Raw genomic sequence first — 20,675 nt, 5'->3', positions numbered from 1 at the left:
GCGGGAGGGGGTGTGCAAAGGACTAGCCATTCACTCTGGCGCCCAACCAGATCAGGATGCCAACGCCGAACAGCAGCCGGTAGATCACAAACACCCAGGTGCTGTGGTGCTGCAGGAAACGCAGCAACCAGGCAATCGCCAGCCACGACACCACCGCCGCGGCCACGATTCCCACCAACATGGGCACCACGCCGCCGCCGGCGGGGGCACTGAAGGCCTCCTTCAACGACACCAGTCCGGCCAGGGTGATCGCCGGGATGCCTAATAAGAAGGAAAAGCGGGCCGCCGCCGGGCGCTGCCAGCTGTCGAAGAGAGCAGCGGTGAGGGTGCTGCCGGAGCGGGAGACGCCGGGTACCAGCGCCAGCGCCTGGGCTAGACCCACCCACAGACCATCACGGGGCTGCACCTCGTCGAGCTGCCGGCGGCGGCTGCCCACCCATTCAGCCCAGGCCAACAACAGGGCCATCACGATGGACACGACCGCGATCGAACCCATGCTGCGCAGCGGCGAGTTGTCGTAACCCGGCACCCAGAGCTTCAAAGCCAGACCCGCCAACACGATCGGCACGGTGCCCAGGGCGATGGCAACCCCCATGCGGGCGGAGGGATCGCTCCATTGGCCATAGCGGAAGGCCCTGGCCACCCCGCGCAGCACCTCAGCCAGGTCGGCACGGAAATAGCCGAGCACCGCCGCAATGCTGCCCAGTTGGATCACGGCAGTCACCGCCACCCCTGGATCCCCCCAGCCCAGCAGCACCGGCACCACCTTGAGATGGGCCGTGCTGCTGATCGGCAAAAACTCCGTCAGCCCCTGCACCACGCCGAGGATGAGCGATCGAAAGCAGGCTTCCCAAATCCCGATGATCGGGGCGGTCAGATCCGGAAGAACGGCAAACAGGGCCATGCGGTGCCGGGCAAACTCGGCCGACCCTATGGCCGGAGCCCCCGCTCGACCCCTTAAGGTTGGACAACTTTCTTTACATCCCTTGGTGGTCGGGGCCCGTCCCAGCGCACAGTCTCCGGCTCTGGGCCAACCGCTTGCCGCGGTGGGCAACGGGTTTTTGGCGTCGACGCCATGGGCCAGCAATGGCGCCTGGGCGTGGCTCCAGGCGCCTCACAACCCTGGACTGATCCTGATCAGCGGCGTGTTGGTCACCCTGCCGGTGTTCCTGCAGGCCCCTTGGGTGCGGCTGGCCCCCTTCAGCGCTGCGCTGTTCACCGTGCCGCTGCTGGCTTTTGCCCTGGCGCTGGCCCACCACCCCAGCCCCCGGATCCGCCGCAGCGGCGAGCTGCTGGTGGGGTTCTGCGGCAGCTGGCTGGGGGGTTGTCTGTTCTGGGGGTGGGTGCGGTTGCATCCCCTTTGGCATCTGCCCATTGAGGCCTTCGCTCTGCCGCTGGCCCTTGCGGGGCTGCAGGGACGCTGGAAGTTGGCCTGCGGCTTTTATCTGGGCTCCCTGATGGGGACGGCCTTCACAGATGCCGCCATGGCGGCCACAGGCGTGATGCCCTTTTGGCCCCAGGTGCTGAGTGCCAGCCCTGCGGATGCGCCTCTGCTGCTGCAGGCCGCCGCCCAGCAGGTGCTGGCTCCCCTGCCCCTGGCCCTGGTGTTGCTCTGCGGGGCGCTGTTGCTGCAGGCCTGCCGCTGGCTCTGGCAGCGGGGGCCGGTGGGGCGCATCACCGCCTCCGCCCTGGCCACCACCCTCGCAGTAGACGCCCTGTTTCTGCTGGCGGCCCTACTGGCGCCCAACCTGAGCGGGCTGATCTGAAGATCTGCAAAATCCTGGGGCAGCCAGCCCAGGGATCCAGGCTCAGCTCTGTAACGTTGAACTCTGGTGGCTTTGACCACCTCCCGTCCCGTAGTTCAACGGAGTGTCGTGATGAAACGGCTGGTTGCCTGGCTGATGAGTGGGGTGGTGCTGGCCGGCCTCCTGATCACGTTGTTGATTCCCCCCGCCGCCTATGCCGCCGACCGGCGCAACCTGGCCGACGACAAAATCGCCGAGCGGGCCGGCAAGGTGGACCTCAACAATTGCTCCGTCCGTCGCTTCCAGGATTATCCCGGCATGTATCCCACCCTGGCCGGCAAGATCGTCCTGGGTGGTCCCTATCAGAGCGTCGATGATGTGCTCAGCCTGGATCTGACCGACCGTCAGAAGGAACTGTTCAACAAGTACAAGGACAACTTCACCGTCACTGAGGCATCGATTGCCCTCAACGAGGGCGACGACCGCATCAACGATGGCCAATACCGCTGAGCCCTAAGCTCACTGCCACCTTGAAAGCCGTCGGGGCCTTCCGGCGGCTTTTTTAGTGCCGGTCCTTGCCGGATGCCTTCAGCCGCCATGGCAGAGCAGTTCTGGGATGTGGTGGTGGTTGGCAGCGGAGCTGCCGGCCTGATGGCCTGCCTGGAGTTGCCCAGCCATCTACGCGTTCTGCTGCTGAGCAAAGACAGCGATCCCGGTAGCACCCCCCGATCGGCCAGTCGCTGGGCCCAGGGGGGCATCGCCGCCGTGACCCGGCCCAACGACAGCTTCGCCAGCCACATCGCCGACACCCTGAGTGCCGGCGCCGGCCTGTGCGACCGGGCGGCCGTGGAACTGCTGGTGCATGAGGCTCCTGCCTGCGTGGAGCGCCTGCTCCAACTGGGGATGGCCTTTGACCGCGACGGCGATGGCCTCAGCACCACCCTCGAAGCCGCCCACAGTCACCGGCGCGTGCTGCATGCCCAGGACCGCACCGGCGGCGCCCTGGTGGATGCCCTAGAGCGGGAGGTGCTGAGGCAGCCCCTGCTCGAGCAGCGCAAGGGTGTGGTGGCGCTACAGCTCTGGATGGAGCACGGCCGCTGCGTGGGCCTGCAGGTGCTCGAAGGCAACAGGATCCACTGGCTGGGGGCGCGGGCCGTGGTGCTGGCCACCGGGGGAGGCGGCCACCTGTTTGCCCACACCACTAACCCGAACCTGGCCAGCGGCGATGGGGTGGTGATGGCCTGGCAGGCAGGAGCGGTGGTGCGCGATCTGGAATTCGTGCAATTCCATCCAACAGCCCTGATGCTGCCGGGAGCCCCCCATTTTCTGATCTCCGAAGCCGTGCGCGGTGAAGGGGCCCACCTGGTGGATGGGGCGGGCAACAGCCCTGTGGATGGCCTGCCGGGCGGTGATCTGGCCCCCCGGGACGCCGTCAGCCGAGCCCTGGCCCGGCGCATGCGGGCGCTGGGCGTGGACCATCTCTGGCTGGATTTGCGGCCCGTGGGCGTCTCCCGACTGGAGCAGCAGTTCCCCACAATCCTGGGGCGCTGCCGCGAACTGGGGCTCGACCCCACCCGCGCACCAATCCCCGTGGCGCCCGCCGCCCACTACTGGATGGGGGGCATCTGGACGGATCTGCACGCCGCCACCAGCCTGCCCGGGCTCTACGCCGTGGGGGAGGTGGCCTGCACCGGCGTACATGGCGCCAACCGCCTGGCCAGCAACTCCCTGATGGAGTGCCTGGTGTTTGCCCGGCAATTGCGAACCATCCACCTGCCGCCGGCACCAGACCAGCCCCGCCCAACCCAACACGACACCAGCGGGGAACAGGATCTGCCCGAGATGGCCGGGCTGGGCCTACCCCAGCTGGGGGCCTTGGAAGCCCAAATCAGCGCCCTACGGGACCTGTGCTGGCAGGTGGCGGGCGTCGAACGCAGTGCCCACGCCTTGGCGCCTGCCCTCTTGAACGTGCGCTGCCAGCGCCAGCAACTGGAAGCCGGCCCTGCCTGGCAGCAACTCCAGGCGCTCGCGCCTGGCCAATCCCTTCAGCTCGCCGCCGCCGAGCTGCCAGCTCTGAAAAGGTTGCAGGAGTTGCATCAGCGCCTGGTGCTGGCCGGGCTCTTGGTCGAAGCCGCCCTCTTTCGCAGCGAGAGCCGCGGCGGGCACCACCGCACCGATGCCCCCGCAGCCCAGCCCTTCTGGCAGCGCCACACCGACCAGCGACAACACCAACCGCCCTCCACATCGCCCCTGCTCTGAGCAGGGTTAGGGCACCCGCCCGGTGTATCCAGAGAGCTGGGCCAGCTGGGCCAACGACTTCACACCGGAATCGAGCTTGCCGTTGATCTCCCAGCTGGGAAAACCCTCGATGTTCTTGGTGTCGCAGAGGGCTTTCTGGCTGTTCTGACCATCAGCGGCACATTCCACCAAGGTGAGCTTGGCAGTGGCCTCCTTGCCGAAAAGCTCCTTCTGCTCGTGGCAATGGGGACACCAGTAGGCCGTGTACATCACGGCGCCGATGCGGGTGAGATGGTCGGCCAAGCCGATCGCCTCTGGGCTGCTGGCGGTCTCCACGACAGGGGGCACGCCGGCGCCCTGCACCGCCGCGGGACGATCCACCGAGGCAGCCCAGCCCAGGCCGACCATCGCCACCAGGAGGGCCACAATCACAGCCCGGAACACAACTTGGCCGCGGTCGTCCCATTCACCGCCCACCAGGCTGATCACAAACAGCGCCAGGCTCAGCGTGGCCGACAGCACGCAGAAGAAACAGAAGGCCTGGATCTTCACCACCATCAGCCCCATCAACAGCAGGCTGAACACCGCCATGCCCGTGCTGAGCAGCAGCAGCCCCCACCAGCTGCGCTGGGCCAGGGCGGCGCGGGAATCACCGCGGAGCACCAGCGGCAACACCGCCAGCACCAGCACGGCCACGTAGGCCAGGCAACCAAACAGGGAGAGGGGCTGGCCCAGCAGGCTGCCCCAGGCGCTGTTCAGCACCTTGTCGCAGCCTTCGGCCCCACCGGGACAACTCAGCGGGCCGAGCAGCCCCCAGCGCTTGAGGGTGATGGCACCGGTGTCGATGGCGCCGATGGTGGCCAGAACAGCCATGGCCACCCGGGCCCAGCGACGGGCCGGATCGCTGCGGCGCCGGGTGGAATTGAGGCGCTGGCTGAGGCGGGTGGAGGTCACGGCGACGGCTGCATTAGCAGCATTCTCGCAGCCCCATCCGCCCACGCCCCCATAGGGTGGAAGGTCGGCTGCCCGGGCCGCTGGGGTCAGATGGATCAGCAAATGATGAGCAAAAAGAACGTTGCCTTCGCCCACCTGGGCTGCGAGAAGAACCGGGTGGATACCGAGCACATGCTCGGTCTTCTGGCCGAGGCCGGCTACGGGGTGAGTGCTGATGAAACCGACGCCACCGTGGTGGTGGTGAACACCTGCAGCTTCATCCAGGAGGCGCGTGAGGAGTCGGTGCGCACCCTGGTGGAGCTGGCAGAGCAAGGCAAGGAGCTGATCATCGCCGGATGCCTGGCCCAGCACTTCCAGGAGGAGCTGCTCGAATCGCTGCCCGAGGCCAAGGCGATCGTGGGCACCGGCGACTACCAGCACATCGTTTCGGTGCTGGAGCGGGTGGAGGCTGGCGAACGGGTGAACCAGGTGAGCGCCAACCCCACCTTCGTGGGCGACGAGCACCTGCCCCGCTACCGCACCACCAGCGAGGCGGTGGCCTACCTGAAGGTGGCGGAGGGCTGCGACTACCGCTGCGCCTTCTGCATCATTCCCCACCTGCGCGGCGACCAGCGCTCCAGGCCGATCGAGAGCATCGTGGCCGAGGCCCAAGCACTGGCGGCCCAGGGAGTGCAGGAACTGGTGCTGATCAGCCAGATCACCACCAACTACGGCCTCGATCTCTACGGCAAGCCCCAGCTGGCTGAGCTGCTGCGGGCCCTGGCAGAGGTGGAGATCCCCTGGATCCGGGTGCACTACGCCTACCCCACCGGCCTCACGAGCGAGGTGCTGGCGGCCTACCGCGAGGTGCCCAACGTGCTGCCCTACCTGGATCTGCCGCTGCAGCACAGCCACCCCGAGGTGCTGCGGGCGATGAACCGCCCCTGGCAGGCCGAGGTGACCGGCGGGGTGCTGACCCGGATCCGCGAGCAGCTGCCCGAGGCGGTGCTGCGCACCACCTTCATCGTGGGCTTCCCCGGCGAAACGGAGGAACAGTTCCAGCATCTGCTGGATTTCGTGGCCGAGCAGCAGTTCGACCACGTGGGTGTGTTCACCTTCTCGGCTGAAGAGGGGACACCCGCAGCCGAGCTCCCGGATCAGGTGCCCGCCGAGGTGGCCCAGGAGCGCAAAGACCGCCTGATGGCCCTGCAGCAACCCATCGCCGCCGCACGCAATGCCGCCTGGGTGGGCCGCATCGTGGATGTGCTGATTGAGCAGGAGAACCCCAGCACCGGTGAAATGATCGGGCGCTGCGCCCGCTACGCCCCCGAGGTGGATGGCGAGGTGCGGGTGTTTCCCGGCGAAGGCGGCCTCTGTGCCTCTCCAGGCACACTCGTGCCGGTGCGGCTCACGGCCGCCGACACCTACGACCTGATCGGTGAGGTGGTGGGTGCCCGGGCGATGGTGGATGAAGCCCAGGCCTCGCTGCGGGGCGGGGCTTGAGATGGCGTAAGCATCAACGCACCACCTTTCTGGTGGCCTCAGGGCTAAGCACGGCCGGATCATTTGCCGGTCTCACCGCCAAGGGCTGGATCCTGATGGATGGCAGCGGCAACCCGATGGTGCTGGCCCTGCATTTCGCTGCCCTGGCCATGCCGACGTTGCTGGTCAGTGGCCCGGCCGGCGTGGTCACCGACCGACTGGGCTGCGAAGCCGTGCTGATCCGCTCCCAGTGGGGGCTGTTCGGGGCCGGCATGCTCGGAGCCATTGCCATTCCCCTCAGCGCTGGGGCTCTGCAGATCGGCCTGTTGCTGCTCAGCACCTTGCTGGTGGGCGTCGCCAGCGCCTACGAGCTCACCGCCCGCAACAAATACTGCGCCCTACTGGTGGACGGTCCTGGCCAATTGGCGCCCTACATCACCAGCTTTTCGGTGGTGTTCAACGTGGGCAAGCTGATGGGCCCGCCCCTGGGGGGCTGGCTGCTGGCCTGGACGGGGGCGGGACCGGCGCTGGCGATCGATGCCGCCACCTACCTGCTGCCCATCGCTTCAGTGCTGTGGCTGATCAAGCCCAACCGAACCCAGGAGCACCGCAGCGTCGCCGGTGCTGGCAGCAGCCTCAGGGCCGCCTGGACAGGCAGTGGGCCGGTTCTGCGGCACGTGTTGCGCTACACAGCGCTGGCCTGCCTGGTGGGATTTTTTCACCCAGGCCTGGCGCCGCTGATGGCCCGGGATCTCCTGGGTCCATCCCCCCAGGCCCTGGGCCTGTTCACCAGCGTGCTGGCCGCCGGCAGCATCAGCGGCGGACTCGTGCTGCAACGGCACAGCCGCTGGCTGAGTCAGCGGCCGGCCCTGCTACTGGGCAGCTGCACGGTGGTAACGGCCGCCGCCCAGCTGGCCATGGCCCGCTTCAGCGAACCAGCCACAAGCAGCCTGGGGCTGGTGGCCACCTTTGCGATCGGAGCCGGCACCGCCTGCCTGCTGTCGGGGGTGAACCTGATCAGCCAGGTGGGGGCCCCCATGGCGATCAGAGGCCGCATGGCGGGGCTGGGCCAGATCGCCTTCCTCGGCGGTGGCGGGCTGAGTGGATTGCTGGCGGCCACCCTGAGCCTCACGCTGGGACTGCGCGGCACGTTTGCCCTACTGGGAACAGCCGGGCTGGTGGTCGGCTTGATCGAACTGCGCCAGCGGGGCCGATTGCGGCTGGAACTCAGATCAGCTTGATGCCGCGCAGCACGATCGAGGCGGCGATGGCCACGGCCAAACCACCACCAACGAGGCCCAAATAGATCGCGACACCCATGGCTGCCCTGTCAAAGGTTCAGCCATTACAGCAGAAAGCGGGCACCATCAGCCCTTCCGTGAACCACCTAGGCTTAGCTCCATTCGAGACGCATCCCAGCGCAGTCCAAGCGCCCTGGTTCAGCCCCTTTCCAGCTCTGCTGCCTGTATGCGCACCCTGTTTGCCTACCCCGAGTTCCCGAAAACCTTCTGGAGCTACGAAAAAATCCTCGAGCTGATCGATCGGAAGGTCCTTCTCCCCCCGCTCGGCTTGGTAACGGTGGCGGCCCTGCTGCCCCAGAGCTGGGAGATGAAGCTGGTGGACCGCAATGTGCGCGAGGTCACCGATGCCGAGTGGGACTGGGCAGAGCTGGTGGTGATCTCCGGCATGATCGTGCAAAAGGGCGACATGGCGGTGCAGATCGCCAAGGCCAAACAGCGCGGCATCCCGGTGGCCGTGGGCGGCCCGTTTGCGAGTTCAACCCCGGATGCGCCGGAACTCGATCTGGCCGATTTCAAGATCCTCGACGAGGGCGAAATCACCCTGCCAATGTTCATTGAAGCCCTGGAGCGGGGCGAACGCCAAGGCCGATTCAGCTCCGATGGGGTCAAGCCGGACGTCACCGGAACGCCGATCCCGCGCTTCGACCTGCTCGAGCTGGACGCCTATTCGGAAATGTCGGTGCAGTTCTCCCGAGGCTGCCCCTTCCAGTGCGAGTTCTGCGACATCATCGTGCTGTATGGCCGCAAGCCACGCACCAAAGCGCCAGAGCAACTGGTTGCTGAGCTCCAGTACCTCTACGACCTGGGCTGGCGGCGCTCCGTATTTCTGGTGGATGACAACTTCATTGGCAACAAGCGCAACGTAAAGCTGTTGCTGCCGCTGCTGCGCCAGTGGCAGATCGACCACGGCTACCCCTTCAGCTTCGCGACCGAGGCCTCGGTCGACCTCGCCGCTGACGACGATCTGATGCAGATGATGGTGGAATGTCGCTTTGAGAGCGTCTTCCTCGGCATCGAAACCCCCGACGAATCCAGCCTGGAAACCGCCGGCAAACTTCAGAACACCCGCAGTTCCCTGGAGGATTCGGTCAACAAGATCACGTCCTATGGCCTGCGGGTGATGGCGGGGTTCATCATCGGATTCGATGGCGAAAAAGAAGGGGCTGGGCGCCGGATCGTTGAATTTGTGACGCGCACCGGCATTCCCCACGCGATGATGGGCATGTTGCAGGCTCTCCCCAACACAGCCCTCTGGCATCGCCTTGATAAGGAAGGGCGGCTGATCGAAGGCAAAGCCGCCGCGAAAGGTGTCAACCAGACCAACCTGCTCAACTTCATTCCCACGCGGCCGATTCGTGATATCGCCAATGAATACGTGGATGCCTTTGGCGCGCTCTACGAACCGAATGCTTTCATTGATCGCGTTTATTCGTATTTCCTGAAATTACCGCCCCAGAAATACAAGGAGCTCATCGTTCCGGGCAGCCGTCCGTCGAAGCCTCCCAGCTGGATTGATCTACGCGCTCTCGGCATCATTCTCTGGCGCCAGGGGGTGAAGCGGAACACGCGGGTGCGCTTCTGGAAAGCCCTCTATGGCATGGCGAAGCACAACCCCAAGCGCTTCACCGGTTTCCTTTCGATCCTGGCCCACAACGAGCATTTCCTCGAATACCGCGCCATCGTGCGCCGCGAAATCGAGGAGCAACTCGCCACCCTGCCGCCCGATCCGCCCAAGGCTCCGGCTGAACCCAGCCGCGAATTACAGCCGGCCTAACTGGCCTCAAGCACTCAGTCCTGCACGCGTTCAGTCCTGCACATAGTCGAGGCCCTGCTCCAGGCAGGCCTCGGCGCGCTGGAGTTCTCGGCCGAGATACAGGGCGTGATCCAGGCGGCTCAGGGGGTGGGGGCCAGATCCCTCCGTGAGGGCAATTCCCAGCTGCTTGGCGGATCGAGCCCGATACACGGCCACCGGCCGGCGGGGACCGCCGCCACGGCAGCTCAACACCTCACCGGTGTCTGGATCGGTGGCCAGCCCGCGCTCATCAATGCCATTGCCGTAGTGCTCGGCCACCAGCTCGGCCGCCTCCCGATCGATACGAATCAGGAAATAGCCGGCGGGATCCAGATCGATGAACCGCTGGGAGAGCTGCTCGTCGAGCTCTTGGCGGGTGAAGGGCACATCAGGCATGGGGTGGATCGTAGGAAGCCGTGAAGGGCAACTCGGCATTCATCGCCGCCATGGCCTCAGCCATCTCGGTATTGGCCCCTGGCAACCAGCGGCGCAGGATCCCGGCAAAGCGCGGATCACTCCAGCGGTGCAGGCTGACGCGGGGCTGGGCCACAAAGCCACGGCGGCGTTTGTGGCTGCCGCCGGCCCCGGGATCGAACCCACGGATGCCCCGTTCGATCGCCCAGGCGATCGGCGCGTAGTAGCAGACCTCGAAGTGCAGGCAGTCGATCTCCTCGTCGCTGCCCCAGTAGCGCCCCCACAGCTGATCGCCGGCATGCACGCAGAGCGACATCGCCACAGGCTGCGTCGGTTCGCCGCGGTGGGCACTGAACAGCACCAGATGCCGGCGCAGCTCAGGGTCGGTGGCCAGGACGTCAAAGAACGTCTCGCTCAGGTATTTGCTGCCCCAGGGACCCCAGCGGCTGCAGTGCTGGGCGTAGAAGTCGTGCATGCGCCGCACCAGCGCTGGGGGAATGGCATCCCCCGCCAGCGGGGTGACCGTCAGACCAGCAGCCCTCACCGCCTGGCGCTCCCGCTTGATGTTGCGGCGCTGGTTGGCATTGAAACTGGCCAGGTAGGCGTCGAAATCGCTGTGGCCGGGATTGGTCCACAGGCTCTGCTGGTTGACCCAGGCCGCACAACCGGCCGCCTCAGCCAGGGGCTGCCACTGGGGATCGACATAGAGAAAGTTGCAGCTGAGGATGCCCTGTTGACGGCAGAAGTCGTCGATCAGCTCCAGCATCAGGGCCGTGAGCGCGGCAGCATCTTCAGTGGGATCGATCAGGAAGCGGTAGCCCTGCACCGGGCTCACCGGGCTCATCCCCACCAACTTCGGGTAGTAGCGCAGGCCCAGTTGTCCGGCGAGCTGGGCGAAGCTCTGGTCGAACACAAATTCGCCGTAGCTGTGGCCCTTGAGATACAGGGGGGCCACCGCCAGCAACTCCCCACCGCGCCACAGCCCCAGATGGCAGCTCTGCCATCCCTCCCGCGGCACGATGCTGCCGCTGGCCTCGAGCTGGTGCAGCCAGCGCCAGCGGTAAAACGGTAAGCCCTGGGGGTGGGCGGCAGCCAGCAGCGCATCCAAGCGGTGCTCCGGGATCTCCGTGAGGCTCTGATGCCAGCGGGCCTGCAACTCAGCCATGGCTGCTACGACGGCCGGCAAGGGAGGAAGGGGCAAAACTAACCAGAGCTGTGCTGCCCTGGCGCCCCAACTGATGCGTGCCCCCTTCACCCAAGTGCAGCTCTTCACGCCCGTGCTGCTGACCAGCCTGCTGCTGCCGGTGCTGCAGCTGATGCGCCCCCAGCTGGAGCAGCGGCTCACAACCGTGTGCGTGGAAACGGCATCCGCCGGCAATGCCAGCCTGGCCGCCAAACTCGAGGCGCCCTGCGCCCAGTTGGCCAAGCCCACCAGCCAGTGCCTGGTGCAGGAAACCGCCTCCGGCGGCCGCAGCCTGGCGGTGTTGGGCGAACTGATCCGCGGCGACTTCGGCGCCGACAGCGAGCTGGTGGTGAAACGCTGCCTGGCGCGCATGCTGGGTCTGCCCGCCAGTAGCCTCCAGCACATCCCTCTCAAGTAGCTGGCTCAGGGCTTCGCCAAAACGCGGCGGTAACGCACCAGCAACTCATCGCCCTCCAGGCGCCGATGCTCTTCGAGACGCCAGGCGCCTGCCTGGATCGCCGCCTGCAGCGGCACCCAGCTATGGGGTCCGCCCAGCACCTGGGGGCAGAGGGTGAGCTGCAGCTCCTCGATCCAACCTTCCGCCAGCAGGCCCGCCGCCAGAGTGGCGCCGCCCAGCACCACCAGCCGCTCCAATCCGGCTGCCTGGAGGGCAGACAGGGCAGCAGACCAACTCACCAGGCCCAGATGCCGGTCACATCCCGGCAAGGGAGGCGCCACCGCCGGAGCCAGCAACCAGCGCTGCAAGGGCTGCTGCCAGAACGGCAGCTCGGCGGAAATCTGGCCGGTGCGGGTCACCACCAATGCCACCGGCTGGTCGCTGCGGCCGGCAGCGGCCCGCTGGGCCAGCAGGTCGGGGGCATGGATCAGACAGGTGCTGCCGTGGCGCCGCAGGGTTTCGGCACCGATCAAGCAGCCGTCGGCCCAGGCCAGGGCCTCCTCCAGCACCCGACGATCACCCGCACCACCAAGCTGCGCAGCCCCACCGTCTGGGGGAGCCAGGCGGCCGTCGAGGCTGACGGCCAGCACCAGACGCAGCTTTGGCACCGGCAGCGCTCAGCCGGCCACCAGGGCTTCCAGGGCAGCGGGCACCATCTCCAGCTGGGGGGTTTCAGCAAACACCTCGGCGGCGTTGTTGGGGCTCTCCTGCAGGCGCACCTTGTGGAGCCGGGCGCCGGTGGCGGCGATCGGGGCGCTCAGCAGATCAGCGATATGCAGGGCGATGTTCTCGGCTGTGGGCACGGTGGCAGCGAAATGCTCCACATCTTTGTTGAGAAAGGTGTGGTCGAAGGGCTCCACCACCAGATCGTCGACGAGCTGCTGCAGGGCCGCGAGGTCGCAGACCATGCCGGTGCGGGTATCGATCGGACCTCGCACGGTCACATCGAGCAGGTAGTTGTGGCCATGGCCGTGGGGCCGGGCGCACTTGCCGTAAATGGTCTCGTTCTCACTCTGGGAGAGCTCGGGCCGGGCCAGGCGATGGGCGGCGGCGAAGTGGGTGCGGATCGAGAGGAAAGCTTCCATGGGGGTCGGGGTGGAGCCGGGGGCGAGCAGGTCGACCCAGAGCGTGTCGGTTTCGTGCAGACGCAGCCCCACCAGGGGCAGCTTGGGGGCCAAACGGGTCCAGATGGCCTGGCAGAGGGCTTCGGTGGTGGGCAGCCGACCCTCTGGGCGGCTCAGGTCAAACTCCGGCCAAGCCTCATTGAGACAACGGAAATCGAGCTGGGCCGTGACCTCGGCGCGAATGGCGTGCTTCACCTCCGAGAGGTTGAGCACCATGCCATCGGCATCCAGGGGCCCACCCATCGCCACGATCAAGGTGTAGTTGTGGCCATGGCCCGGCGCCAGGCTGCAGGGCCCGAAGCGGGCCTGGTTGTCCTCGGGGCTGAGCTCGGGCAACCAATACCGATGACTGGCACTGAAGGTGGCCCTGCGCGTGATCACACAGGGCCGACCGCGACCATGGGCTGGGCCTTGGGCGGTTGCAGTAGCCGTCATCGCCCAGGACTGGAGGCCCTTCATCCTAGAAACGGCCAGGGCCGCGGCGTTTGTGCCATCAGAACCTCCCCATGACCACCCCCAGCCACCACGCCCTGGCCCAGCGGCTGCAGGGGCTCAACCTGTATCTGGTCGGCATGATGGGCGCCGGCAAGAGTGCGGTCGGTCGGCCCCTGGCCGAAGCGCTGGGCTACCGGTTTCTCGACGCCGACGACGCCCTCCAACAGGTGGCGGGCCGCACCATCCCGGACATCTTCGCCAGCGACGGCGAGGTTGGCTTTCGGGAGCTGGAAACGGCGGTGCTGGGCCAGATCGCTGGCTGGCATTCCCTGGTGGTGGCCACCGGCGGCGGGGTGGTGACCCGACCGGAAAACTGGGGACACATGCGCCAGGGCGTGGTGGTGTGGCTGGATGCGCCGGCACCGCTGCTGCTGAAGCGGCTGCGAGCCGATCCTACCCCCCGGCCCCTGCTCCAGGCCGACGATCCCGGCGCCCGTCTGGGTGAGCTCCTGGCCCAGCGGCAACCGCTCTACCGCCAGGCCGACCTGCAGGTGCCTCAGGGGGGCGAAGACCCCGCCCAGGTGGCCCAGCAGGTGCTGGCAGCCCTGCCAGCGATTCTCAAAGAGCCGGCCGCCGCCCCCGAAGCCCCGATCCGCCTCCAGAACGACAACGGTGAAACCACCGCGAGCCTGAACTGAGTTCAGCCGGGGGGCTCCAGTCGCACGGCGAACCACTGGATTGACAAGCCTGGGGCGAGCTCCAGTTCGCAGGCCGTTTCCAACAGCCGCTGGGCCTGCTCCGCAGGAGTGGCCAAAGCCGCCAGATCCGCCGGCACCTGCTCCAGGGCCGTGAGCTGAGCCGCCAGCCAGGCCAGGGTTTCGGCGGCAGTGAGAATCCGTTCCTCGCCGGCAGGCTCCAGCACCACGTAATGATCAAGCTCCCGCAACAGGGGATCGGACATGACTGGCGCCCTACTGGCCCCCATCCTGGCGCTGCTGCTGGCGGTCAGTCCCGGCGTGCTGGCGGAGCGGGCCGCCCACTGGCCCGAATGGCGCTTGCCCGCCCCCCTGGAGCGCCCCTCGAGCCGACCCGGGCACCAGGACCTCACCTACCCCGCCTGGATGGAGGGCGGCTGGCGGGTGCGCAGCGACGACCTCGACTACCGGGTGCAGTTCGAACGCAACGCCAACGGCGCGGTGGTGGGCGATCGGGCCTTCAACGCCACGGCGATCGGCCGGGCCCTGCTGGGCAAAGCGCTGCTGCAGGTGGCCAATGATCCGGCCAACCCCAACCGCCAAATCGCCGTGCTGGCTGGCGATCAGCGGCTGGAATCGACGGTGGTGGGGCGCCGCAGCGAACAGCCGGATGCGACCCACTTCTGGACCGACGAGCTGGCCCTGCAGGTGCTGCATGGCCCCGGCGATCCGCGGGTGAGCCGGGTGGAAACCCTGAGCCGCTACAGCGTCCGCTCCGATGGGAGCGTGGGCGCCGAACAGTGGCAGGCCAGCTACCCCTCACCGGCCCTGGGGTTGGCCGCCGCGGCCAGCAGCAGCGGCCACTACAGCTTGGAGCTGACGCCCGTTAGCCCCGTCCCGCCTCCACCGCGATCCGATCCCGCCAGCTGAACAGGGGTTCCAGCAGGGGATGGTCGGCGATGCCGCTGACCCCCAGACCCGCCAGGGGCACGCCGCTGCTGGCTGGAAACTTCAACAACCCCAGCTGGGCCGCCACCGCCAGATCGGCCAACGTCAGGCGGTCGCCCACCAAGTAGGGCTGGTCGGCCACCAACAACGCCAGCTGCTCCAGGTTGGTCTGCAGCTGTTGGCATTCGGCCGTGCCCACCACGCTGGCCACCGCCTCGCCTACGCCGGCCATCACCCCCGCCGGCAGGCTGCTCACCAGCTGGCGCAGGGGGCCCGGGGTGGAGTCCGGCAGCAGGGCACTGCGCAGCACGGCATCGCTGGCAGCGGCCTGCACCAGGGCCAACCGGCAACCCGCGGCCAGGGCCGTATCGGCCCAGTCTTCGATCAGCAGCACCCGAGCCCGCTCCGCCGGGGTCTCCGGCAGCAGGTGCGGCTCAGGATGATGCCGCTCGAGGTAGAGCGCAATCGCGGTGGAATCGGCGATCACCTCACTGCCGTCCACCAGCACCGGCACCTGGCGCTGGCCGGAAAGGCGGAACAGCTCCAACTGGCCGATGCCGGGGGTGACCTCCACCACGGTGTAGTCGAGGCGCTTGGCGGCAAGCACCAGCCGCACCTTCTCGCAGAAGGCGGAATGCCTGAACTGGTGCAGCTGCATGCGTCAAACTCCGCCTCTGGGCGGCAGAGTAGCCAGCACGCAGCAGGCACCGACCACTCCGGGCAATGAAGGACTTCTTCCTAAACGTGACGCGCTACCCGCGCTATCTGGTGGCCTTCGGCCTGGGGGTGGCCAATTCGGTGTTCGAGCCCCTCGCGGCCCGGGGCCGCAATCCAGTCACGGCGGTGGCCCTGATCGGGGCGGGCGTCAGCGGCATGCTCAGCCTGGCGCTGATCCTGCGTGCGATGGTGAACCCAGCACCGCTGGCATAGCCATGGCACAGAGCCGACGGGTGGAGCGGGTGGCCTCCCTGATCCGCCGCGAAGTGAGTGAGCTGCTGATCGGCGGCATCAAGGACGAGCGGGTCAGCCAGGGCATGGTGAGCGTCACCACCGTGGAGGTGGCCGGCGACCTGCAGCACTGCAAGATCTTCGTGAGCATTTTCGGCAGCGAGGACGATCGCAGCCAGGCCATGGAGGGTCTGCGCTCGGCGAGCGTCTACGTGAAAGGTGAGCTGGGCCGGCGGTTGAAGATGCGCCGTACCCCCGAGGTGGTGTTCGTGCTCGACCGCGGCCTTGAAAAAGGCACCTCGGTGCTGGGCCTGCTCAACCGACTCGAGGAGCAGCGGCAGGAGAAAGGTGAACCGGCCGAGGCCAGTGAGCTCTGAGGCCGCGCCTGATCCGGCCCTGCTGCGGCTGATTCACCAACTGCTGGTGGTGCGCGCCAGCGGCACCCTCGCCGACCACCAACGGGGCTACCCCCGCTGGGAACTGCCCAATGCCCAGCTCCGGGCCCTGTTGGAGGCCGGGGTGGGCGGCGTCATTCTTCTCGGCGGCAGCGCAGCGGAGGTGGCCCTGCGTTGCGCCCAGCTGCGGCGCTGGGCCGGCCAGCCACTGCTGCTCTGCGCCGATGTGGAAGAAGGGGTGGGCCAACGCTTTGACGGGGCCACCTGGTTGGTGCCGCCGCTGGCCCTGGGGCGCCTCTACCGGCAGGAACCGCAGCGGGCGGTCGCCCTGGCTGAGTGCTACGGCCGCTGCACCGGCCGGGATGCCCGGGCCCTGGGCCTCAACTGGGTGCTGGGGCCGGTGTGCGACGTCAACAACAATCCCGCCAACCCCGTGATCAACGTGCGGGCCTGGGGGGATGACCAGGCCTCAGCGGGGGCGCTGGCGGCGGCCTTCGTGAGGGGCGCCCAATCCGAAAAGGTGCTCGCCTGCGCCAAGCACTTTCCCGGCCACGGCGACACCAGCAGCGATTCCCATCTCACCCTGCCGCTGCTGCCCCACAGCCGCGAGCGGCTGGCGGCGATCGAACTGCCGCCCTTTGAGCAGGCGATCGCCGCCGGGGTGGCCTCCGTCATGACCGCCCATCTGATGCTGCCCGCCCTTGATCCGGAGCGGCCCGCCACCCTGTCGAGGCCGGTGCTCTCCGGGCTGCTGCGCCAGCAGCTGGGCTTTGGCGGGCTGGTGGTGACCGATGCCCTGGTGATGGAGGCCATCACCGGCCGCTACGGCGCCGGCGAAGCGGCGGTGCTGGCCCTGGAGGCCGGCGCCGACCTGGTGCTGATGCCCGCCGATGCCGCGGCCGCCATTGCGGCCATCGCTGAGGCCGTGCACAGCGGCCGACTCAGCCGGGACCAACTCGAGGCCAGTGCCGAGCGCCGCCGCCGGGCCCTCGCGTGCTGCGCCGAACCGGCGGCCGCCCCAGACCCCGAAGCCGCCGCCCAGCCCGACCAGGCCCTGGCCCTGGAGCTGGTGATCGCCACCCTGGAGGCCAGCCTGGAGGCAACGCCGGATGGCGGCAGGACTGCAACGGACCCAAGGGCCGGACAGCCAGGAATCAACCTGATCCGCCTGGATTCGGCCCTGGCCGCCGCCTTTCTGCCCGCCACCGCCCCAGCCCTGAGCCGCCCCGAAGCCCGGGGCTGGCGCAGCGTGCTGCTGGAGAGCCGCAGCCCCAGCCTCTGGAGTGGTGTCGCCGACGCTCCCCTGGCCCTGGAGCACCTGGGCCCGGGGCCGGTGCTGCTGCAGCTGTTTGTGCGGGGCAATCCCTTCCGCGGCAGCGCCGGCAGCGCCGAACCCTGGCCAGCTGCGCTGCGGCAACTGGTGACGGCGGGGCGGCTGGCCGGCGTGGTGGTGTATGGCTCGCCCTACCTGTGGGAGGAGCTGCAGCCGCTGCTGCCCGCCGGGATTCCGGGGGTTTACAGCCCCGGCCAGATGCCCCTGGCCCAGGCGGAAGCGCTCAACCGGCTGGGCAGGGGGCTGGGGCTGGGGGACACTGAAGCCGGCGCCGGCTTCACCGACTGACGCCCATGCTCAGCCTCTCGATGATCGTGCGCAACGAAGCCGAGCGGCTGGAGCGCTGCCTGGTCTCGGTGGCGGGGTTCGTGGATGAGATGGTGCTGCTCGACACCGGCTCCACGGATGCCACCGTCGCCGTGGCCGAGGCCTGCGGCGCCGTGGTGCACCAGCTGCCTTGGCCGGGTGATTTCGCCCCGGCCCGCAATGCGGCCCTGGAGCACGTGCGCGGCGACTGGGTGCTGGTGCTCGATGCCGATGAGTGGCTGCTGCCCGAGGCCCGCGAACCCCTGCGCCAGCTGATGGCGCAGCCGGATCTGCTGCTGATCAACCTGCTGCGCCAGGAGCGGGGGGCGGCCCAGTCGCCCTACTCCAACGTCAGCCGCTTGTTTCGCCGCCATCCGGCCATCCACTGGAGCCGGCCCTACCACTCCATGGTGGATGACAGCGTGCTGGCCCTGCTGGAGCAGGAGCCCCACTGGCGCCTGGCCGATTGCGATGTGCCGGCCATCGCCCATGACGGCTACAGGCCCGAGCTGCTGGCCAGCGGCACCAAGGCCGAGCGGCTGCGCCAGGCCATGGAAGCCGACCTGGCCGTCCACCCGGGCGACCCCTACGCCTGCGCCAAGCTCGGCAGCCTGGAGGTGAGCGAGGGCAACCGCGAACGCGGCATCGCCCTACTGGAGCAGGGGCTGGCCCACTGCCCGCCCTGCCGCCATCCCGAGCGCTATGAGCTGCTGCTGCACCTGGCCATCGCCCACGCCAGCAGCGCCCCGGCCCGCGCCGAGCAGCTCTACCGCCAGGCCCTGGCCCTACCGCTGCCGCCGCGGCTCACCCTGGCGGCCCGGCTCAACCTGGCCGGCCTGCTGCAGCAGGGGGAGGCGCAGGGGCATACCCGCCTGGAAGAGGCCTGCAGCCGCTGTCGCGAAGCCACCGCGGCTGCCCCGGAGCTGGCCCTGGGCTGGCTGCATCTGGGGCTGGTCGAGCGGCGGCGGGGCCGGCTCCCGGATGCGATCGCGGCCTATCGCGCCGCCCTGCAGCGCGATCCCAGTCTGGCCGCCGCCCAACAGAATCTGGCGGTTGCGCTGCTGCTCGGCGGTGACATCCCCGGCGCCCGTTCGGCCTTTCGCCAGGCGATCGCGCTGCTGGTGCAGCAGAACCGCGGAGACGAGGCCGAGGCGCTGCGCCGCCAGGCCGGCACGATGGTCAAGCTGGACGACTGACCCCAGGACTGCACCGCCATGACCCTGGCCCCCGAGTTGTCCCTGAGCGGCCGCACCATCGCCGTAACCCGGGCCGAGACCCAGCTGGGAGAGGCCCGGCGGCTGTTTGAGGCGGCTGGCGCCACGGTGGTCGACCTACCGGCGCTGGTGGTGACGCCCCCCGATGAATGGGGGCCCCTCGACGACGCCCTGGCCGAGCTCGACGACTTCCACTGGTTGGTGTTCTCCAGTGGCAATGGAGTGGAGGCCGTGGAGCAGCGGCTGCGCCGCCTGGGCCGGTCCCTGGCCCGGCGCCCCGCCAGCCTGAAGCTGGCCGCCGTGGGCCGCAAAACGGCAGCCCAGCTGGATGCTCTCGGCGCCAGCGCCGATTTCATCCCGCCCAGCTTCGTGGCCGACAGCCTGCTGGAACATTTCCCTGCCTCGGGATGGGGACTGCGGCTGCTGCTGCCTCGGGTGCAAAGCGGTGGCCGCACCCTCCTGGCGGAGGCCTTCGCCGAGGCCGGCGCCCGGGTGGTGGAGGTGGCGGCCTACGAAACCCGCTGCCCGGAGGGCTTGCCCAGCGCCGCCGTAGCAGCCCTGGAGCAACGGCACCTCGACGCCATCACCTTCAGCAGCGGCAAAACCGTGAGCCACACCTGCCAGATGCTGGAGGCGGCCTACGGGCCGGCCTGGCCGCGCCAGCTGGACGGGGTGGCCGTGGTGTCGATCGGCCCCCAGACCAGCGACCGCTGCCGGCAGCTGCTGGGCCGGGTGGATGGCGAAGCCGATCCACACGATCTGGCAGGCCTGGTGGAAGCCTGCAGTCGCAGCCTCAGAGCTCAGCCGTAACCGATTGCTTGCCTTGCCGCAGGGTGAGGCGCCCCTGCTGAACATCAATGCTGGCCACGCTCCAACCCGCCGGCAGCAGTGGGGTGGTGCGACCGCCGCGCTGGCCCACCCGCAAGGTGCCTGTTTCGCCCTCGAACTGCACCAGAGCCTCGGGCGTGCCGCCGGAGCGGATCACGCCATTGAAAATCAGACCCGGCGGCAGACTGAGCGGGGCCGAACTCCCCCCGGAGCCCCCCACCGGAGCGAAGGGGTCCACTCGCCCAGAGGCGATAGAAGCCACCACCTGGCTGGAACTGGGCAGGGGCGTGAGCCCAGCCGGAGGGCCCGGAGCGGCCATCGGGGGCGAGGCGGCTGGAGACGACCCAACCACGGCCGAAGGGGGCGGCGGCAGCTGGCTGGTCATCTCCGGGGGTTGCTCCCCACCACAGGAGGCCAGCAGTAGCGCAGCCCCTACAGCCACAGTGGCGAACCTAGGCATAACGGGTTTCAACCAGGTCACGGAAACGGTCCAGGTTGGCCTGGAGCTCCTTGGTGACGATCCCCCCCAGGATGCTGGGTTCCATCAGCGGTGCCAAGACCCCCGGCAACTCATAGCTGACACTCAGCTTCACCGCCGTCAGTTGGGGGGCTTGCGGATAGAAGCGCACCGCCCCTTTGGTGGGGAGGCCTCCCACCGACTCCCAGTGCAGCTGCTGGGCCTCCACCCGTTGGCTGATCCGGGCCTTCCAATGGAAGCGAAAGCCCTGAGCCGCCAGGGTCCAGTCGGTGAGATCGGGGTCGTTCGGTTCGGTCACCACCGACTCGATCCAGCGCATCCATTCGGGCATGGACTCCAGATCACTCCACACCTCCCACACCTGCTCAACCGAAGCCCGGATGTCCGTGGTGACGCTGTGCTCGAGCCAACGGCCCATGGAATCTC

At 68.2% G+C, this 20,675-nt stretch carries 25 protein-coding genes; 14 read left to right on the top strand and 11 right to left on the bottom strand.

Going from position 1 to position 20,675, the window contains the following annotated elements:
- Positions 1-22: 22 nt before the first annotated feature.
- Positions 23-904 (bottom strand): undecaprenyl-diphosphate phosphatase, encoded by an 882-nt coding sequence (locus KBY65_RS07845; protein WP_255001124.1) that lies wholly within the window; start codon positions 902-904, stop codon positions 23-25.
- 85 nt (positions 905-989) lie between these two features.
- Between KBY65_RS07845 and KBY65_RS07840 the strand changes: the two genes are divergently transcribed.
- The 3 genes from KBY65_RS07840 to nadB all read left to right on the top strand — a co-directional run bounded on the left by KBY65_RS07840 (position 990) and on the right by nadB (position 4,004).
- Positions 990-1,766: a DUF3120 domain-containing protein gene (locus KBY65_RS07840; protein ID WP_315860055.1), complete on the top strand. Its 777-nt coding sequence runs from the start codon at positions 990-992 to the stop codon at positions 1,764-1,766.
- Positions 1,767-1,877: 111 nt separating this feature from the next.
- The gene (gene psbU, locus KBY65_RS07835; RefSeq protein WP_094561507.1) at positions 1,878-2,255 is read left to right on the top strand and encodes a photosystem II complex extrinsic protein PsbU; all 378 of its coding nucleotides are present in this window, start codon (positions 1,878-1,880) and stop codon (positions 2,253-2,255) included.
- 87 nt (positions 2,256-2,342) lie between these two features.
- Positions 2,343-4,004, top strand: a complete 1,662-nt coding sequence (gene nadB / locus KBY65_RS07830) for an L-aspartate oxidase (RefSeq protein ID WP_254988779.1) — start codon at positions 2,343-2,345, stop codon at positions 4,002-4,004.
- Positions 4,005-4,010: 6 nt separating this feature from the next.
- Here the strand turns inward: nadB and KBY65_RS07825 are convergent, their stop codons facing one another.
- Positions 4,011-4,937, bottom strand: a complete 927-nt coding sequence (locus KBY65_RS07825; protein ID WP_255001122.1) for a vitamin K epoxide reductase family protein — start codon at positions 4,935-4,937, stop codon at positions 4,011-4,013.
- Between the two features lie 105 nt (positions 4,938-5,042).
- Between KBY65_RS07825 and rimO the strand changes: the two genes are divergently transcribed.
- On the top strand, positions 5,043-6,419 hold the full coding sequence (rimO, locus tag KBY65_RS07820; RefSeq protein ID WP_255001120.1) for a 30S ribosomal protein S12 methylthiotransferase RimO: 1,377 nt from the start codon (positions 5,043-5,045) through the stop codon (positions 6,417-6,419).
- A complete protein-coding gene (locus tag KBY65_RS07815; RefSeq protein ID WP_255001104.1) occupies positions 6,416-7,639 on the top strand; it encodes an MFS transporter in 1,224 nt (407 codons plus the stop codon). Before rimO ends, KBY65_RS07815 begins: the two co-directional genes overlap by 4 nt.
- On the opposite strand, the gene KBY65_RS07810 is transcribed toward KBY65_RS07815, so the two are convergent.
- Positions 7,626-7,718, bottom strand: a complete 93-nt coding sequence (locus KBY65_RS07810; protein ID WP_094561510.1) for a cytochrome B6 — start codon at positions 7,716-7,718, stop codon at positions 7,626-7,628. The genes KBY65_RS07815 and KBY65_RS07810 overlap by 14 nt on opposite strands.
- Positions 7,719-7,865: 147 nt before the next feature.
- On the opposite strand from KBY65_RS07810, the gene KBY65_RS07805 reads away from it, so the two are divergent.
- The gene (locus KBY65_RS07805) at positions 7,866-9,473 is read left to right on the top strand and encodes a B12-binding domain-containing radical SAM protein (protein ID WP_255001102.1); all 1,608 of its coding nucleotides are present in this window, start codon (positions 7,866-7,868) and stop codon (positions 9,471-9,473) included.
- A gap of 30 nt (positions 9,474-9,503) precedes the next feature.
- On the opposite strand, the gene KBY65_RS07800 is transcribed toward KBY65_RS07805, so the two are convergent.
- Both KBY65_RS07800 and KBY65_RS07795 read right to left on the bottom strand, forming a co-directional pair.
- Positions 9,504-9,887, bottom strand: a complete 384-nt coding sequence (locus KBY65_RS07800; protein ID WP_255001100.1) for a DUF4346 domain-containing protein — start codon at positions 9,885-9,887, stop codon at positions 9,504-9,506.
- Positions 9,880-11,070, bottom strand: coding sequence for a GNAT family N-acetyltransferase (locus tag KBY65_RS07795; RefSeq protein ID WP_255001098.1), 1,191 nt, complete (start codon positions 11,068-11,070; stop codon positions 9,880-9,882). Before KBY65_RS07795 ends, KBY65_RS07800 begins: the two co-directional genes overlap by 8 nt.
- Here KBY65_RS07795 and KBY65_RS07790 point away from each other — a divergent pair.
- Positions 11,069-11,506 (top strand): hypothetical protein, encoded by a 438-nt coding sequence (locus KBY65_RS07790; protein WP_255001097.1) that lies wholly within the window; start codon positions 11,069-11,071, stop codon positions 11,504-11,506. The genes KBY65_RS07795 and KBY65_RS07790 overlap by 2 nt on opposite strands.
- A 5-nt stretch (positions 11,507-11,511) precedes the next feature.
- On the opposite strand, the gene KBY65_RS07785 is transcribed toward KBY65_RS07790, so the two are convergent.
- Together KBY65_RS07785 and KBY65_RS07780 are read right to left on the bottom strand one after the other, a co-directional pair.
- The gene (locus tag KBY65_RS07785) at positions 11,512-12,159 is read right to left on the bottom strand and encodes a RibD family protein (protein WP_255001150.1); all 648 of its coding nucleotides are present in this window, start codon (positions 12,157-12,159) and stop codon (positions 11,512-11,514) included.
- A gap of 3 nt (positions 12,160-12,162) precedes the next feature.
- Positions 12,163-13,104: a 6-pyruvoyl trahydropterin synthase family protein gene (locus KBY65_RS07780; RefSeq protein WP_255001095.1), complete on the bottom strand. Its 942-nt coding sequence runs from the start codon at positions 13,102-13,104 to the stop codon at positions 12,163-12,165.
- Between the two features lie 71 nt (positions 13,105-13,175).
- Here KBY65_RS07780 and KBY65_RS07775 point away from each other — a divergent pair, with 71 nt between their 5' ends.
- Positions 13,176-13,802: a shikimate kinase gene (locus tag KBY65_RS07775; RefSeq protein WP_094561515.1), complete on the top strand. Its 627-nt coding sequence runs from the start codon at positions 13,176-13,178 to the stop codon at positions 13,800-13,802.
- Between the two features lie 2 nt (positions 13,803-13,804).
- Here KBY65_RS07775 and KBY65_RS07770 read toward each other — a convergent pair whose 3' ends face one another.
- Entirely contained in the window at positions 13,805-14,065 is a 261-nt protein-coding gene (locus KBY65_RS07770; RefSeq protein WP_094561516.1) for a chlororespiratory reduction protein 7, read from the bottom strand.
- Between KBY65_RS07770 and KBY65_RS07765 the strand changes: the two genes are divergently transcribed.
- A complete protein-coding gene (locus tag KBY65_RS07765) occupies positions 14,064-14,729 on the top strand; it encodes a DUF6816 family protein (protein ID WP_094561517.1) in 666 nt (221 codons plus the stop codon). The two genes, KBY65_RS07770 and KBY65_RS07765, sit on opposite strands and share 2 nt — an antisense overlap.
- On the opposite strand, the gene KBY65_RS07760 is transcribed toward KBY65_RS07765, so the two are convergent.
- Positions 14,686-15,405, bottom strand: a complete 720-nt coding sequence (locus KBY65_RS07760) for a glutathione S-transferase family protein (RefSeq protein ID WP_255001093.1) — start codon at positions 15,403-15,405, stop codon at positions 14,686-14,688. The genes KBY65_RS07765 and KBY65_RS07760 overlap by 44 nt on opposite strands.
- 65 nt (positions 15,406-15,470) lie before the next feature.
- Here KBY65_RS07760 and KBY65_RS07755 point away from each other — a divergent pair, with 65 nt between their 5' ends.
- From KBY65_RS07755 to KBY65_RS07735, 5 genes are read left to right on the top strand one after another with little or no spacing between them, the layout of a single operon-like run.
- Positions 15,471-15,677, top strand: a complete 207-nt coding sequence (locus tag KBY65_RS07755) for a DUF751 family protein (RefSeq protein WP_094561519.1) — start codon at positions 15,471-15,473, stop codon at positions 15,675-15,677.
- Positions 15,678-15,679: 2 nt separating this feature from the next.
- Positions 15,680-16,072 carry a 30S ribosome-binding factor RbfA gene (gene rbfA / locus KBY65_RS07750; RefSeq protein ID WP_094561520.1) on the top strand — a complete coding sequence of 131 codons (393 nt, stop codon included), beginning with the start codon at positions 15,680-15,682 and terminating at the stop codon, positions 16,070-16,072.
- Complete coding sequence (locus KBY65_RS07745) at positions 16,062-17,711, top strand: glycoside hydrolase family 3 N-terminal domain-containing protein (protein ID WP_255001090.1); 1,650 nt, start codon at positions 16,062-16,064, stop codon at positions 17,709-17,711. The genes rbfA and KBY65_RS07745 overlap by 11 nt, the downstream gene beginning before the upstream one ends.
- Before the next feature lie 5 nt (positions 17,712-17,716).
- Positions 17,717-18,925: a TPR domain-containing glycosyltransferase gene (locus tag KBY65_RS07740; RefSeq protein ID WP_255001088.1), complete on the top strand. Its 1,209-nt coding sequence runs from the start codon at positions 17,717-17,719 to the stop codon at positions 18,923-18,925.
- 18 nt (positions 18,926-18,943) lie between these two features.
- Positions 18,944-19,753, top strand: a complete 810-nt coding sequence (locus KBY65_RS07735) for a uroporphyrinogen-III synthase (RefSeq protein ID WP_094561523.1) — start codon at positions 18,944-18,946, stop codon at positions 19,751-19,753.
- Here KBY65_RS07735 and KBY65_RS07730 read toward each other — a convergent pair.
- Together KBY65_RS07730 and KBY65_RS07725 are read right to left on the bottom strand one after the other, a co-directional pair.
- Positions 19,737-20,156 (bottom strand): hypothetical protein, encoded by a 420-nt coding sequence (locus KBY65_RS07730; protein WP_143592919.1) that lies wholly within the window; start codon positions 20,154-20,156, stop codon positions 19,737-19,739. The two genes, KBY65_RS07735 and KBY65_RS07730, sit on opposite strands and share 17 nt — an antisense overlap.
- 67 nt (positions 20,157-20,223) lie before the next feature.
- Entirely contained in the window at positions 20,224-20,667 is a 444-nt protein-coding gene (locus KBY65_RS07725; RefSeq protein ID WP_094561525.1) for an SRPBCC family protein, read from the bottom strand.
- Positions 20,668-20,675 lie beyond the last annotated feature (8 nt).

Origin of the sequence: Cyanobium sp. Alchichica 3B3-8F6, assembly GCF_024346435.1 — a bacterium.
Classification (GTDB): domain Bacteria; phylum Cyanobacteriota; class Cyanobacteriia; order PCC-6307; family Cyanobiaceae; genus Cyanobium_A.
Note: the sequence above shows the minus strand (reverse complement) of the source record. Positions and strands in the feature narration are given on the sequence as shown.